This window comes from Rhizobium bangladeshense (assembly GCF_017357245.1).
Lineage (GTDB): Bacteria > Pseudomonadota > Alphaproteobacteria > Rhizobiales > Rhizobiaceae > Rhizobium > Rhizobium bangladeshense.
In genome coordinates, this window is record NZ_CP071613.1 from 630,479 (window position 1) to 644,610 (window position 14,132).

The 14,132-nt window shown below is 60.4% G+C and carries 13 protein-coding genes and 2 pseudogenes; 8 read left to right on the plus strand and 7 right to left on the minus strand.

What is annotated here, in order from left to right; genetic code table 11:
- Positions 1-11: 11 nt before the first annotated feature.
- From J2J98_RS23865 to J2J98_RS23885, 5 genes are read left to right on the plus strand one after another with little or no spacing between them, the layout of a single operon-like run.
- Positions 12-1,016, plus strand: a complete 1,005-nt coding sequence (locus tag J2J98_RS23865; RefSeq protein ID WP_207603340.1) for an ornithine cyclodeaminase family protein — start codon at positions 12-14, stop codon at positions 1,014-1,016.
- 5 nt (positions 1,017-1,021) lie between these two features.
- Positions 1,022-1,840 (plus strand): phosphate/phosphite/phosphonate ABC transporter substrate-binding protein, encoded by an 819-nt coding sequence (locus J2J98_RS23870; protein WP_138396611.1) that lies wholly within the window; start codon positions 1,022-1,024, stop codon positions 1,838-1,840.
- A 16-nt stretch (positions 1,841-1,856) separates the two neighbouring features.
- Positions 1,857-2,489: an ABC transporter permease gene (locus J2J98_RS23875; protein ID WP_064709551.1), complete on the plus strand. Its 633-nt coding sequence runs from the start codon at positions 1,857-1,859 to the stop codon at positions 2,487-2,489.
- Positions 2,486-3,121 (plus strand): ABC transporter permease, encoded by a 636-nt coding sequence (locus J2J98_RS23880; RefSeq protein ID WP_064713186.1) that lies wholly within the window; start codon positions 2,486-2,488, stop codon positions 3,119-3,121. The genes J2J98_RS23875 and J2J98_RS23880 overlap by 4 nt, the downstream gene beginning before the upstream one ends.
- Positions 3,122-3,143: 22 nt before the next feature.
- A complete protein-coding gene (locus J2J98_RS23885) occupies positions 3,144-4,085 on the plus strand; it encodes an ABC transporter ATP-binding protein (protein ID WP_138396610.1) in 942 nt (313 codons plus the stop codon).
- 262 nt (positions 4,086-4,347) lie between these two features.
- On the opposite strand, the gene J2J98_RS23890 is transcribed toward J2J98_RS23885, so the two are convergent.
- The 7 genes from J2J98_RS23890 to J2J98_RS23920 form a co-directional block, all read right to left on the minus strand.
- Positions 4,348-4,920, minus strand: coding sequence for an NADPH-dependent FMN reductase (locus J2J98_RS23890; protein WP_064685588.1), 573 nt, complete (start codon positions 4,918-4,920; stop codon positions 4,348-4,350).
- An 84-nt stretch (positions 4,921-5,004) separates the two neighbouring features.
- Entirely contained in the window at positions 5,005-5,670 is a 666-nt protein-coding gene (locus J2J98_RS23895) for a nitroreductase (protein WP_207603531.1), read from the minus strand.
- Between the two features lie 198 nt (positions 5,671-5,868).
- Positions 5,869-6,222, minus strand: a complete 354-nt coding sequence (locus J2J98_RS23900) for an ArsR/SmtB family transcription factor (protein ID WP_064713187.1) — start codon at positions 6,220-6,222, stop codon at positions 5,869-5,871.
- A 187-nt stretch (positions 6,223-6,409) separates the two neighbouring features.
- Positions 6,410-7,102: a response regulator transcription factor gene (locus J2J98_RS23905; RefSeq protein ID WP_207603341.1), complete on the minus strand. Its 693-nt coding sequence runs from the start codon at positions 7,100-7,102 to the stop codon at positions 6,410-6,412.
- A gap of 1 nt (position 7,103) precedes the next feature.
- Positions 7,104-7,481 carry a response regulator gene (locus J2J98_RS23910; RefSeq protein WP_064709546.1) on the minus strand — a complete coding sequence of 126 codons (378 nt, stop codon included), beginning with the start codon at positions 7,479-7,481 and terminating at the stop codon, positions 7,104-7,106.
- Positions 7,482-7,483: 2 nt separating this feature from the next.
- Positions 7,484-8,125 carry a response regulator transcription factor gene (locus J2J98_RS23915; RefSeq protein ID WP_138396609.1) on the minus strand — a complete coding sequence of 214 codons (642 nt, stop codon included), beginning with the start codon at positions 8,123-8,125 and terminating at the stop codon, positions 7,484-7,486.
- Entirely contained in the window at positions 8,122-11,757 is a 3,636-nt protein-coding gene (locus J2J98_RS23920; protein ID WP_207603342.1) for a PAS domain-containing protein, read from the minus strand. The genes J2J98_RS23915 and J2J98_RS23920 overlap by 4 nt, the downstream gene beginning before the upstream one ends.
- Positions 11,758-12,096: 339 nt before the next feature.
- Here J2J98_RS23920 and J2J98_RS23925 point away from each other — a divergent pair, with 339 nt between their 5' ends.
- From J2J98_RS23925 to J2J98_RS23935, 3 genes and pseudogenes are all read left to right on the plus strand, one after another.
- On the plus strand, positions 12,097-12,849 hold the full coding sequence (locus tag J2J98_RS23925) for an SDR family oxidoreductase (RefSeq protein ID WP_064713191.1): 753 nt from the start codon (positions 12,097-12,099) through the stop codon (positions 12,847-12,849).
- 66 nt (positions 12,850-12,915) lie between these two features.
- Positions 12,916-13,184, plus strand: a pseudogene (locus J2J98_RS30470) (AbrB/MazE/SpoVT family DNA-binding domain-containing protein).
- Positions 13,166-13,548: pseudogene (locus tag J2J98_RS23935) on the plus strand (type II toxin-antitoxin system VapC family toxin). The pseudogenes J2J98_RS30470 and J2J98_RS23935 overlap by 19 nt, the downstream one beginning before the upstream one ends.
- The last annotated feature ends 584 nt before the right edge of the window (positions 13,549-14,132 follow it).

A 14,132-nucleotide genomic window follows, 5' to 3' on the forward strand; every position in this document is an offset into this window, starting at 1 on the left:
AGAAGCGACAAATGCAGGAAATCTGGATCGATTATCTCAACGCCCTCGATGCCAGGGCGCTGGCGCTGACGAATGACGAGATTCTCGATGCGGTGGCGAAGGCGCTGGATGCGCAGGGCAGGGGTGAAACCGTCATCGAGCCGAGGGTTCATCTTGTGCCGGAGAGCTCCGACAAAGGCCATTTCAATGTGCTTCGTGGCTATGTCAAAGCGCTGAATTATGCTGGCGTCAAAGTCGTCGGCGATTTCGTCGACAACTACAAGGTGGACCTGCCTTCGGAGCTTGCGGTCCTCAACCTGTTCGACCCGAATACGGGCGTGCCGAAGGCCATCATCGACGCGACCGCCATCACCGACATGCGCACCGGCGCCGTCACAGCTCTTGGCGCAAAATATCTCGCTCGCAAGGACAGCAAGGTGCTCGGCCATGTCGGAGCGCGCGGAACCTCTTACTGGAATGTCCGGCTTCTCGACCATCTCTTCGACTTCGAGGAAATCCGCGTGCATTCGCGCCGCCCGGAAAGCCGCAATGCCTTCGCCAAGCGTCTTGAGGCGGATCTCGGCAAGAAGATCGTCGTCACCGACAATTGGGAGGATTGCCTCAAGGAGGCCGACATCATGGTCGAGGCCAGCCGTCTGCCGGAACCGGCGCCGCTGTTCAAGACCGAATGGGTGAAGAAGGGAGCCTTCGTCGTGCCCTATGGCACGATGAGCGCGCTCGAATTCGATCTCACCGACATCATGGACAAGGTCGTCGTCGACGATTGGGGACAATGCGGCCCCGGCAAGCCTTTTGGAGCGCTTCGCCGTCACGTCGATGAGGGCAAGGTGACAGCCGAGACCCTGCATGCCGAAATCGGCCAGATCATCTGCGGCGGAAAGCCCGGCCGTGAAAGCGATGAGGAGACGATCCTGTTCTGGCACCGCGGCCTCAGCACCACCGATGTGGCGCTCGGCGCCGCCATGGTCGACAAGGCAAGAGAGATGAACATCGGCCAACGGCTGCGGTTCGCATAATTGCCATGGTGATGTTCAAGCCAATCGCCTGTTCGAGAATGTATAATCTCAGTCCGCGCATTCGCGGCCTGTGGGACGCGCTGTTTGCGCAGGTCAGTCTGCAGTCCGGCATTGAACTCGAGATCATCGCTCACGCAGCACCGGCACCGCTGTCGGAGCTATGGGCGAGGCCGGACATGGGAGCGGTCTTCATGTGCGGCTATCCGTTTTCGCACATGCCCGAGGCTGCGCGACCGACGGCGCTTGCCGCACCCGTCTCGAGCGAGGCATGGTCTTTGGACCAGCCGCTCTATGCCAGCCACATTCTCGTCGCCTCCACCGGGCCGGTGAACGCTGTGGAGGATCTCGCAGCGGTACGCTGGGGCTGGACTGTGCGCGATTCTCAATCGGGCTACCACGCGGCGCGTTCCTTTCTTGCCGACCGGTTTGCCGGGAAAATGAAGCAGAGCATGACGGTCGGACCGCTGCTCAACCCGTCAGGCATCGTCGCCGCCCTCAAGGACGGCAGGATCGATGCCGGCGCGATCGACGCTTGCGCCTTCCAATTGCTGCGGATGCACGAACCCGATGCGATCGATGGTCTCCGTATTCTGGCGACGACCGATCCGCTTCCTGCGCCGCTGATGGTTGCCGCGCAGACATTGCCGTCGGACATCGCCGCAGCGTTGCAGCAAAGCCTCGTGACATTGCATGAAACGCCTGAGGGAGCGGCGGTTTTGGCGCGGCTCGGCCTCAGGCGATTCTCAACGGTCGTTCCCTCGGCTTACGATATTCTGCCGCAGAGAGCCGACGACGCCGATCGCAGATTGGGGATCTCATGGTAGACAGGAGGTCTCGACGATGAAATGGGTCCCTAAACATCTCGACCGGCTATTCGAAGCGCTGTTGGAGCACCTCTATCTCGTTTTTTCCTCGGTCGGCATTGCCCTGGTGATCTCGCTGATCGTCGGGATATGGGCGGCGAGGCGACCGCGGAGCTTTGCCGCGATCGTCATATTCACCGGTATCCTGTTCGCGGTGCCGAGCCTGGCGCTGTTTGCGCTTCTCATTCCCATCATGGGCATCGGTGCCGCACCCGCCATAACCGGTCTTGCCGCCTACTCGCTGATGATCCTGATCCGCAATATCGGCATGGGATTTCAGGCTATTCCGCGTGACATATTGGAAGCTGCCGATGGCATGGGCTACGGCACCGCACGGCGGATCTGGGAAGTCGAACTGCCGCTGGCAATGCCCTATATTGTCGGCGGGCTTCGCATCGCCATGGTGACGGTCATCGGCATTGCGACCGTTGCCGCCTATATCAATGCCGGCGGACTCGGCGTCATCATTTTCGAAGGCATCGACCAGCGCTTTCCTGAAAAGATCATCGCAGGCGGGCTGCTGACGTCATTTCTGGCGCTCTTTGCCGACTATTGTTTTGCCTCCTTCGAAAAGCTGCTGCGTCGGCGCAGCGGAGGGAAGGTAGCATGATCGTCATCGATGCATTCAGCTGGATCTTCAACAATTCCGGTACCTTCTTCAACGCTTTCAATCGCCATCTTCTGATGTGCGTCCTATCGCTCGGCATCGCCTTCGTCATCGCGGTACCGCTCGGATTTGTCGTCGCACGGTCTCCGCGCGCCTCCTTTGTGGTGGTCAATATCGCCGGCGCCCTGCGCTCCATCCCAAGCCTTGCGATCCTGTCTGCGACGATGCCTTTTCTCGGCATCGGATTGCTGCCGTCGGTGATCGCCCTCATCGTCCTGGCCGTGCCGCCGCTATTGTTGAACACGATCATCGGCATCCGCGAGATCGACGCCTCGGTGATCGATGCGGCGGATGGAATGGGCATGAGCGCCGGACAGATGCTGTGGGAGATCGAACTTCCCCTGGCTGTTCCGGCGATTCTGTCGGGCGTCAGGACGAGCGCCATCCAGGTCATCGGTGGGGCGGCGCTGGCCTCCTTCATCGGCGGCGGCGGGCTTGGCGATTTCATCAATGCCGGCATTGCGATCATGAACATGCCGCGCCTTCTCGTCGGAGCGGTGCCGATAGCCCTGCTCGCAATCTTTGCGGAATTGGCCTTCGGCGCCCTGGAGCGCCTCTTCACTCAACGGCGCTGAGCGGCCGAAAGCGGATATCAGGATGATTCATCTCGATCATGTTACCAAGAAATACGACGGAAGCGGCCCGTATGCGGTCGACAATCTCGATTTGTTGATCGAGACCGGCACGACAGTTGCCCTGATTGGTCCTTCCGGCTGCGGCAAGACCACGACCATGCGGATGATCAATCAGTTGGAGACGCCGACAACGGGACGCGTGCTGGTCGACGGAAGAGATATAGCCCGGGTCGATCAGAAGGAGCTCCGCCGCAGCATCGGCTATGTCATCCAGCAGGTCGGTCTGTTTCCGCATATGTCGATCGCACGCAATGTCGCGACCGTCCCGCGGCTTCTCGGTTGGGAAAAGGCGCGCAGCGATCGCCGCGTCGACGAGCTCCTGGATCTCGTCGGTCTTGATCCGGCCATCATGCGGCAGCGCCTGCCGCACGAATTGTCGGGCGGGCAGCGTCAGCGCGTCGGTTTTGCGCGTGCGCTCGCAGCAGACCCCGCAATCATGCTGATGGACGAACCGTTCGGCGCGATCGACCCGATCACCCGCGTTAGGCTTCAGGACGAATTCCGCGATATTCTGAGGAAGGTGAAGAAGACCGTCGTCATCGTCACGCATGACCTCGACGAGGCCATCAAGATGGGCGATCGCATCGCGATCATGCGGGATGGCCGCCTTCTTCAATATGATAGCCCGCAGGAAATTCTTGCGCGTCCCGTCAACGAATTCGTCGAGAACTTCCTCGGCCCCGACCGAGCCATAAAGAGGCTGAGCTTGATTGCCGTATCGACGATCATGACCGCGCCGGAACCGTTCAACGGCGAGGCGGAGATCGCCGCTGACGCCACGGTTCACGATGCCTTGGCGCTTATCCTCTCCGGCGAGATGCCGGGCCTTCATGTCAGGTCAGCCGATGGGACGCTTGCGGGATATCTGTCGCGAGCCACCTTGTTGCGCGCCAATCGGCTATAGTACAATTCCGGCAAAAGTCCGCAGCGGTTTTGCTCGACGTGAACAAGGCCACCTGCCCTTGCCGAAGGGCTAATACGCCAATCTACCCACGCGTGCCGAATGGATTTGCCGATCGCCTGTCTCATGCTGTCGACGGGTTTGACACGATGGGATCGTGTAAGGCAGGCTGGATCGACGTCAACTCCGCTCGTTCGTTCTCTGCGCCGTCTGAAGCTTTCCCGGCGCACTGCTGTCACGTGAGGGACCTGCGCCATTGTCTTTTCTAGGCATCTTTCGGCAGCACTGAGCGAACCCTCGCGACAAAGGCATGGAAGTCCCGCATGAACGTGCGCAGGAAATCGGCAGTGCTGTCGTTCGTGACCTCGCCGTCATCGGTGATCAGCCCCGGAGTGAATTGTATGTAGGCCTCCGGAGCATTCATCTGGGGAGAGTTGCAGAAACTGAGGACGCTGCGCAAATTCTGCTGGGCGACGGCTGTGCCTATCGCGCCCGGCGACGTGCCGATGACCGCCGACGGCTTGCGTGTGAACGAGTTGGTGCCGTAGGGGCGGCTCGCCCAGTCGATCGCGTTTTTCAGCCCGCCGGGTATGGACCGATTGTATTCGGGAGTGACGAACAGCACAGCGTCGACGGCCGCGATTGCGGCCTTGAATGCCTTGCCGGCCGGAGGGTAGTCGGCGTCGTAGTCGTAACTGTAGAGCGGCAGGTCCTTGAAGGATATCTCGGACATTTCAAGTTCCGGCGGGGCGAGCCGCACCAACGCCTTGGCGAGCTTGCGGTTGATCGAGTCCCTGGCGAGGCTGCCGATAAGATAGCCTACTTTATGCGTGGTCATGGCTTTCTCCAGTATCCCGCATGATAAAGGACGTATCATACGCAGAATTATCGGACGGGTCTCGTGTCCTTTGAGCGCAAACAACTATTCGCCGACGAACGTGACCGTCTCGGCGAGCGGGGCGCGGCCCGTACGGGCATAACCTACCGAAGGGTCCTCATAGCCGATCGACATACCGCAGAAGAGGATCAGCCCGTCCGGGGGTGACAGGACCTCCGCGACCGTCTCGCGAACCTGCGACCACGCCATCTGCGGGCAACTGTGCAGCCCTTCGGCCCGGAGCAGCAGCATGACGGTCTGCAGATACATGCCGACGTCGGCCCATTGGGGCAGGCCCAGGTCACGGTCAATGTAGCAGAACAGGGCGGCGGGCGCGCCGAAACAGTTCCAGTTGGCGATCGCTGCGCGCTGGCGCGCCTCCCAGTCCTCGCGCGCAATGCCGAGCGCGCTGTAGCGCTCCTTGCCGAAGGCTGACCGGCGCTCCCCGTAGGGGGATTTCAGCGCCGCCGGGTACATCTCATACTGCCGCTTGTCCCAGGCGTCGCCATGGGCCACGCGCTCGACGGCTGATGTCTTGAGTTCGGCCAGCGGCGCGCCGGTCATCACGTAAGTATTCCAAGGCTGGATGTTCGATCCTGACGGTGACCATGCCGCGGCAGCCAGCACGCGCTCAAGTACCTCCATCGCCACAGGCTGGTCTTTGAATCCGCGCACCGAGCGTCGGCTTGTGACTGCCTCATATACGTCCATGATCGCCTCCATGCCGCCGGGGCCGTTCGTTCCGTTCCTGATGTGGTTCATTATCTCCATTCGCAATGGAGGCGTAATCACACCGTGGTCTAGGCGGCGTACATCAAACGTACATCAGCGATCGACGCGTCCGAGGGGGCATATCAGCAGAATTGGAGACCAATCATGAGCCGGGCGATCAGCGTTCCGCCGTTTGCGTTAGGTGCCCACGGCTCGGGCACGTTCTGCCGCCCTACGACGATGTGATCCGAAGATGTCCGCGAGCGTATCGAGCATTGCCGTGACCGCGTCAGATTGAAGTGAATAGTAGATTGTCTGCCCAGCCCTTCGTGTCTGCACGAGTTCCTGGTCTCGAAGAATTGCCAGATGCTGAGAAGTCGAAGATTGGCTCAGCCCCACTTCGTCAGCCAGGACGGTCACGGACATTTCTCCTTCGGCCAACAGATGCAGAATGTGAAGCCGTTTGGAATTCCCCATGGCCGAAAGGAAGTTTGCTTCGTTGTCGAAAGCATCGGTTTTAGGGGAAGGCGCGACTGACGACTGATTGTTCAAGGCGAGATCTCCTTTGGGGAACCAAAGCCGGGTACGATGTCATATCCCCGAACTTTAATTTAGAGATAACGCAAGCGTGCGGGGCCGAAAGCCATTGCTGGCGCCGCATCGTCTTTTTTGGCGTGAATCGGATACGCCGTGCATCAAATGGACAGCCGGCGTCTTTCGTTCCTTGAAATGATTGAAGCTAACGCGCCCCCGCCTGGCGCATCTGCGCCGGCAGTGTTTCCCAGGCCCGGATCAGTTCGCCGATCGAGGCGGCCCCCATCTTGTGCATGACATTGCTGCGATGCAGCTTGACCGTCACTTCGCTGATGCCGAGATCGAAGGCGATCTGCTTGTTGAGCCGCCCGCGTGCCACCTCATGCAGAACCTCGCGCTCGCGCTGCGTCAGCGTCTCCAGCCGTTCGATATTGCGATTGGCGATCGCCGCTTCCGCCCGACGTTCGCCGTCGATGGCGATGGCTGCCGTCACGGCATCAAGCAGCGTCTGGTCCCGCGCCGGCTTGGTGAGGAAATCCACGGCGCCGGCTTTCATCGCCTGGACGGTCATGGGGATGTCGCCATGGCCGGTCAGGAAGATGATCGGTTTGGCAATGCCGTTTTCAGTCAGATGGCTCTGCAAGTGGAGGCCGCTTACCCCCGGCATGCGCACATCGAGGATCAAGCAGCCGGGTCTGTCCAATATATCCGCGTCCAGCAATTCGCGGGTCGAGGCAAAGCTGACGGGCTGGAAACCTGCCGACAGGATCAGCTCGGAGAGCGCCTCGCGAATGGATGCGTCGTCGTCCACGATCATGACGAGCGGCTGATCCTCTTCACCTCGGCGCTGCACTGATAAAGGCGCCGATCTACGAACGAACGGCTGGTCAACTCTCATGTCACCCTCCATCTCTCGATTTCTGTAAGGCATTGGCGATGGCCGCGATCAGGGCCTGGGCATCGAATGGTTTGCGGAAGAATCCTCCGGCGCCTTGAGCACGGCCCTGATCCGCGATCTCGTGGCGGCCCGTGATCAGGAAAACCGGCAGCTCCGGACGTGATTTCCTGACGAGATCGCGAAGTTCGAAGCCGTCTATGCCGGGCATTCCGATGTCGGTGATAAGCAGATCAAGGTCCGACAGCCCGTTGACGAGCAGCGAGCCCGCCGACGAGAAGCTGCGGGAGACATAGCCCGCCGATTCCAGAAGGTCGCTCATTGATTCAAGGAGTCTTGGATCGTCATCGACAATTGCCACGACATGTTTTTTCTTGTTCATGTTCAATTCCCTCCCACCCGGCGCGAGTGGGTTATCGGTATTTCCAGTTTCTCCGCGATGCGCACGAGATCGGCGAGCGATGCCGCCGCCATCTTTTGCATCACGTTTCTTCTGTGGATCTGCAGCGTGACTTCGCTGATCCCCAGTTCTGCCGCCGCCTGCTTGTTGAGGAGGCCGCTGACGACGAGCGGCAACACCTCGCGTTCGCGCGGTGTCAAGTCGAGATAGTGTTGCCTCAGTATGCCGAGTTCGGCGCGCCCGGCTCTCTTTTCGCGATCCTGGGCGATTGCCGTCTGAATTGCCGCCATGAGATCCTCGTCGCTGAACGGCTTGGTGAGAAAATCCACCGCGCCCCGCTTGATGGCGCGCACGGAGGAGGGGATGTCACCATGGCCGGTGATGAAGACGATCGGCGGATGATCGCCATCAGCGATCTGTCTCTGCAGGTCGAGGCCGTTGATATCTGGCAGCTCGACATCGAGGATAAGGCAGGCGGGAACATCCGGCTTGTCGGCTTTCACATAGTCGCAGGCCGACTCGAAGGCGATGGCGCGAATGCCGTGCGAATCCAGCAGCTCGCCGAGAGCCTCCCGGATGCGTTCATCGTCATCCACGATGAAGACGATATGGTCACCGGTCGTCATGACGCTGCCTTCGTTTCGACGGGCAATGTAAAGATCAACGTCGCTCCGCGCGGTTGGTTCTTCTCCGTCCACAATCGTCCACCATGCAGCTCGACGATTGAGCGGCAGATCGCCAGCCCCATGCCCATGCCGTTTTCTTTTGTGCTGAAGAAAGGCTCGAACATTTTTTCAGGGAACTCGATGCCTCGCCCCAGATCGCGGACCTCGGTCTGGACGGCATTGCCGACTTGGTGCGAGCGTATCTCGACCACCCTGTCGCTTGTCGTGGCGTCCAGGGCCTCGATGCCGTTGCGGATGAGATTGATCAGAACCTGCTGGATCTGGATGCGGTCGATCGCCACGAACGGCAAGCTGTCGTCAACGTCGACGTCAATGCGGACGCGCCGCCGCCAGGCTTCGTCGGCCATCAGGCTGCGCACTTCATCGATGATGCCGGAGAGGGTGGTTTGAGCCCTCCTGTCCGCGGATTGTTTGAACAGGGCGCGAATACGGCTGACGACTTCGGCCGCCGAATTCGCGTCCCGGATGATGCGCTCGACCGTTCTCTGCGCCCGCTCCATGTTCGGCGGATCGGCCATCAGCCAGCGCTGGCAGGCATGGGAATTCGCCACCACGGCCGCAAGAGGCTGGTTCACCTCGTGCGCGATGGAGGCGGAAAGCTCCGCGAGGCTTGCTGCCTGGCTCGCCCGGGAAAGTCCTTCCTGTGTACGGCGTAGCTCTTCCTGCGCCTGAACCTCGCCGTCAATATCGAGATATATGACGTTCCACTGCACGATCGCGCCCTCGCCGTCGCGCATCGGCGCTGCCCGCGTTTCCACCCAGCGATAGTCGCCGTCGAACCGCCGCAGGCGGTGCCTGCGCGCATAGGATTCGCCGGTGGCGAGCGAATGGGCATATTTCTCCTTGACGTCGGCAAGGTCGTCCGGATGAACGCCGGCGTCGAGCGTGCCGGCCAACCGTGACTTGCCGGTCCCATCAAGGTCTTCGAGTTCGTATCCGAGAAAATCGCGAAGCTGCGGATTGCGATAGACAGGCTCTCCATCCGGAGCCGCGCAATCGATCATGACCGGCAAGGTTTCGACGATCTGCCAGAGCGAACGTTCTCTTTCTCGCAGCGCCTCCTCGACGCGCAGTTGGTCGTCGATATCATGAGAGAGGCCGTACCACTGGACGATCCGCCCGTTTTCGTCACGTAGCGGCTCGGCGCTGCCTTTCACCCAGCGGTAGACGCCATCGGCGCGCCGCAGGCGATATTGCTGCGAGAAGCGTTCGCCGGTGACGAGGGAATGGTTGAGCGCTTTAGCGAGGCTCTGCGCATCGTCCGGATGGACGGCGACTTCGATGAGAGCCGCCAGCCGGCTCATGCCGGGTTTCTCCATTTCAGCGACGTCGACGCCGAGAAAGTCGATCAGGCGTTTGTTGAAAAAGGTCGGAGCGCCTTCCGGATTGAGCCGCCAGAGCAGGCTCGGAACCATGTCCACCAGCTGGGAGAGTTCCCGCTCCCGGTTGCGCAGTGCTTCCTGCGCGCGCATTTCATCGTCGATATCGACCGATATCACATACCATTGCACGATCTCGCCGTTTTGATCCCGCAGCGGCTCGGCACGCCCGTCGACCCAGCGATAGGCTCCGTCGAACCGGCGCATACGGTATTTTATCGAGAAGGGATCGCCGCTGGCGAGGGAATGGTGGACGGTATCAAGCAGCCTCGGTGCATCATCGGGATGGACGAGAGTGTGAATGACCGACGAGAGACGGCTCATGCCCGGCCTGTCCATCTCGCCGACGTCGACACCGAAAAAGTCGATCAGGCGCTTGTTGAAGAAGACGGGTTCGCCTTTCGGCGTCAGGCGTCTGATCTGGACCGGGACCATGTCCACGAGCTGTGAGAGTTCGCGCTCGCGATCACGTAATGTCTCCAGCGCCCGCACCTCGTCATCGATGTCGAGGGAAACGCCGTACCATTGTACGACCTTTCCGTCGTCGTCGCGCCGCGGCTCCACCCTGCATTCGGCCCAGCGATACACGCCATCCTTTTCGAGCCAGCGAAACCGCATCGCAGTGCCGCTGCCGCTTTCGAAGCATTTATGCAGCGTACGCTGCACGTCGGGCACCTCATCGGGATGGATGAGCTGCTGCAGCAGTTGGTCGATACGCGCCTCGCCAACGGCGTCGAAATCGGCGATCACGGCGCGGAAGTGATCCTGATAGCGTTTGTTGAAGTAGATTGACCCGCCCGTCGGCTCCACGCTCCAGATGCGGACAGGAACGGCGTCGATCATCTGCTGCAGCTGCTGTTCGTTTCGGCGCAAGGCCTCTTCGGCATGGACCTGATCGTCGATATCGTGGCAAAGTCCGTACCATTGGACGATGATCCCGGCTTGATCCCGCAACGGCTCGGCGCGGCTCGACATCCATCGATAGGCGCCGTCGGCACGGCGCAGCCGATAGCGCATCGCGAAGGTCTCGCCGGTGACGAGGCAATAGCCGAGCGCTGTCCTGAATTCGGCTGCGTCATCGGGATGAACGATGGCCTGGAGGACCGCTTCCAGCCGGCTCATCTGCGGTTGGTCGGAATCCGCCACGTCGAGGCCGAGGAAATCGACCATGCGCTTGTTGAAGAAGGTCGGCTCGCCCTCGGGTGTCAACCGCCAGACATGGCTCGGCACCATATCAACAAGTTGCGAGAGCTCTCGCTCCCGTTCGCGCAATGCTTCCACGCTTTGCTGCAACGAAAGCGTCGCCAGTTGATGCTGACGGGATATGGCGGCGACGATGAGTGCCGAAAGCGCAGAGATGGCCAGGAAAAGCTGCAGCATGATCTGCTTGTGTTTCTGGGATTCCGGATCACCGGCGAACTGACCGGCGCCCGCTATCGTGAAGACCGCAGTAACTAGGGCCAGCAGCACGAGTGAGACCGCCGCGCCTTTGAACTGGAAGCGGACTGCGGCCCACAGAAGCGGCGGCATGATGATATAGGCGAAAGGAAGGTAGCCGCTGAGCGAAAGAGCGGCGACGGCGAGGAAGATAAGGCCGAGGACGCAAGCTTCCATCCATTGCGTAGTCGAGAGCTGCGGTCTGCCCTGCCAGTTGTGAAGCACGACCAGCGCCAGGGGCGCCACGATGAGGACGCCGGTAGCATCGCCGATCCACCATAGAGGCCATGCCGTCACGAAGGATTGCGACAGGATGCTGAACCAAGCGAGCGTTGCGCTTCCAATGGTCGCGCTGACCATCGGAGCAATCCCGGCCCCCAGTGCGACGAAAGAGAGCACTTCCTGGAGGCTTTCCAGCCGCACGGGCCGTTTCAGGACGCGGTTCACCAGCCAGGCTCCAACCACCGCTTCCAGAGCGTTGCCGACATAGATCAGGAAGGCGGCGAGCGGTGGACTGTGAAACCACAGGACGTTGCTGAACATCTCCGCCAGGCAGCCGGAAAGAACCCACCACGGCCAGCCGTATCCGGAACTGAGAATAAGCGTGGCGATGAAGAGCCCGCTCGCCGGCCAGATGGAAATCCCGGTTCCGGGTACGATCGCCAGAGATTGAGCGAAGCCGCAGGCGATGACATAGGCGAGGAAGAAAAGTGCCAGACGCAGGAATGGGGGGCGATGCGCCCAGGCACGCTCCATCCATCGCTCCGGCCTGACAGGCAAGACCGGTGGATCGTCAGCATGTCCTGCGGCAGTTGCTTTCCATTTCGGGGCCGGCGCGCTCATATTCGAACCGTAATCCTGCCGCACCACAACCGCAACTCATGGAAACCCATGCATTGCGCGGGAATGTAGCCGGATTCTTCGGCAGCCCGCGGGGTCGTCTGTCTTTCCGATTAGGCATCCTGGACTTTGGATTGGCTCCGCTATCCCCTGCGTCTCAGATGTCCGACCCTCAAGCACGATGGAAGGGGCCGGTCGTTCTGGTCATTCTACGTGCGCGCGGGCATGCAGACGAGATGCAACGGAGATGTCGACATGAAAATCATGGTGGCGGGAGCAAGCGGCCTTGTCGGATCGCAATTGGTGGCGGATCTGCGGCGCTCGGGCCACGACGTCACGGCCGCATCTCTGTCGCTCGGCGTCGATACGGTTAACGGCAGGGGCCTCGAAGCAGCAATGGCAGGTGCAGATGTCGTCATCGATGTGACCAATGCCGCCTCGTTCGGCGACAATTCAGCGCTCGACTTCTTCAAGGCCTCGACCAAGAACCTGCTTGCAGCCGCGGCCCATGCTTGCGTCCGGCATTATCTCGCCCTCTCCGTCGTTGGCACGCCGCGCCTCGTCGAAAGCGACTATTTCCGCGCGAAGGCGGTGCAGGAAAATCTCATCCGGGCCTCAAGCCGGCCCTACACGATCCTGCGCTCGACCCAGTTCTACGAATTCATAAACGGGGTGATCGACATCGGTGCCGAAGGCAACGTCGTTCGTTTGCCTCCGGCTTTGATGAGGCCGGTTGCAGCTCGCGACGCGGCCGCATTCCTGACTGAACTGGCAGGTGGAAATCCCCTAGGCGAGATCATCGAGATCGGCGGCCCCGACCAGCTCGGCATCGACGAAATCGCCCGGATCTATCTCGCCGCGAACCAAGACCAGCGGCAGGTGATAACCGATCCCTCCGTTTCGTATTTCGGCGTCGAATTGACCGGAGACGTGTTGCTTCCGGGTGCCGGAGCGCGCTTGGCGAGCCAGAAGCTCTCCGATTGGCTCTACCAGTCGATAGCGGCTTAGCTGCCACTGAGTTTTGCCGAATGCAGTAATACTTTCTTTCAGGAAGGTATTACCGAGGCGTCCGCTATGACCACGACCGTTACTGCGAAACGGCAGGTGACGATTCCGAAGCCGGTACGGGACATGCTCGGCATCGTCCCTGGCAGCAAGGTCGATTTTCATCGTGCTGCCGACGGCGTGTGGTTCTGACGCGCGCCGACAAGAAACGACCGGCGAGCCGTTTCGAGAAGCTGCGCGGTCATGCCGGCAAGGGCCTCGATACGGACGCCATCATGGCTTTGACGCGCGGAGAAACGGGACACTCGTCGATACCAATGTGCTCCTGGACCTCGTGACCGACCACCCGGAATCGGCGGACTGGTCTATAGCCCAGCTCGAGACGGCCGGTATCGAGGGCCCCCTTCTAATCAACGATGTAATTTAAGCCGAACTTTCGGTTTGATACGAAAGGATCGAGGCGCTGGAGGCTTCTGTGGAAGAGGCTGGCCTCCAGATGGTCGCGATGCCCAAACCCGCTTTGTTTCTTGCGGGCAAGGTCTTCACGCAGTATCGCAAGGCAGGCGGCATCCGCACCGGCGTACTTCCTGATTTCTTCATCGGTGCTCACGCTGCCGTGCAACAGCTAACACTCATGACACGAGACCTCGGCCGCTATCGCAGCTATTCCCCTCGTTAAAGCTGATAGCGCCTGCCTTCTAGTCGTAACGCAGCGGGTGATATGTGAGCGCCAGAGCCTCATTCATGGGACCTCCGGCTGAAAAGCTCTTGTATGGCTCCAAACCCTTCGGCGGTTTATGCGATGGGGGGAAAGCGCATGGGTAGCAGGTATCGACGACATCCGGTGAGCCGCCTGCTGCAGCGAACGTTATAGGCTCTCCGGCTATCGCCTCGACTCAGCTGACGCAATCCGCAAGACGAAGAGCCTGAGCATTTTCCAACCCGAGAGGGGTTCCGACGGGCTTCTGGTGATCAACGGCAACAACTACCTGAAAGACGACGGACAATAGTCGGATCGAGCAGTTCCGTCCGGCTGGTGGCATCGCAAAAATTCGATGAATTTCATGTGCATAACAATGCCGCAGGCCTTGCCCGGCAGTGCCATGGGCGGCGGCGAATCACTTGCCCAAGCATCCGCAAATCCGCCGGTTTCCTGGCCCTGCTTCGCCCGCCGCGACATGCGTTTTAGTTAAGCGTTTGTAATTCGGTCACGAATCGCGGCATATAGTAACTGCGCAACTGAAGCGCTTTCGTTCAAAATTGCGCAGTTACTTGGGAAAACGATC

Coding starts and splice junctions, on each gene's coding strand:
- J2J98_RS23865 (WP_207603340.1), top strand. CDS start 12: ATGCAGGAAATCTGGATCGATTATCTCAACGCCCTCGATGCCAGGGCG.
- J2J98_RS23870 (WP_138396611.1), top strand. CDS start 1,022: ATGGTGATGTTCAAGCCAATCGCCTGTTCGAGAATGTATAATCTCAGT.
- J2J98_RS23875 (WP_064709551.1), top strand. CDS start 1,857: ATGAAATGGGTCCCTAAACATCTCGACCGGCTATTCGAAGCGCTGTTG.
- J2J98_RS23880 (WP_064713186.1), top strand. CDS start 2,486: ATGATCGTCATCGATGCATTCAGCTGGATCTTCAACAATTCCGGTACC.
- J2J98_RS23885 (WP_138396610.1), top strand. CDS start 3,144: ATGATTCATCTCGATCATGTTACCAAGAAATACGACGGAAGCGGCCCG.
- J2J98_RS23890 (WP_064685588.1), bottom strand. CDS start 4,920: ATGACCACGCATAAAGTAGGCTATCTTATCGGCAGCCTCGCCAGGGAC.
- J2J98_RS23895 (WP_207603531.1), bottom strand. CDS start 5,670: ATGGACGTATATGAGGCAGTCACAAGCCGACGCTCGGTGCGCGGATTC.
- J2J98_RS23905 (WP_207603341.1), bottom strand. CDS start 7,102: ATGAGAGTTGACCAGCCGTTCGTTCGTAGATCGGCGCCTTTATCAGTG.
- J2J98_RS23910 (WP_064709546.1), bottom strand. CDS start 7,481: ATGAACAAGAAAAAACATGTCGTGGCAATTGTCGATGACGATCCAAGA.
- J2J98_RS23915 (WP_138396609.1), bottom strand. CDS start 8,125: ATGACGACCGGTGACCATATCGTCTTCATCGTGGATGACGATGAACGC.
- J2J98_RS23920 (WP_207603342.1), bottom strand. CDS start 11,757: ATGGAGCGTGCCTGGGCGCATCGCCCCCCATTCCTGCGTCTGGCACTT.
- J2J98_RS23925 (WP_064713191.1), top strand. CDS start 12,097: ATGAAAATCATGGTGGCGGGAGCAAGCGGCCTTGTCGGATCGCAATTG.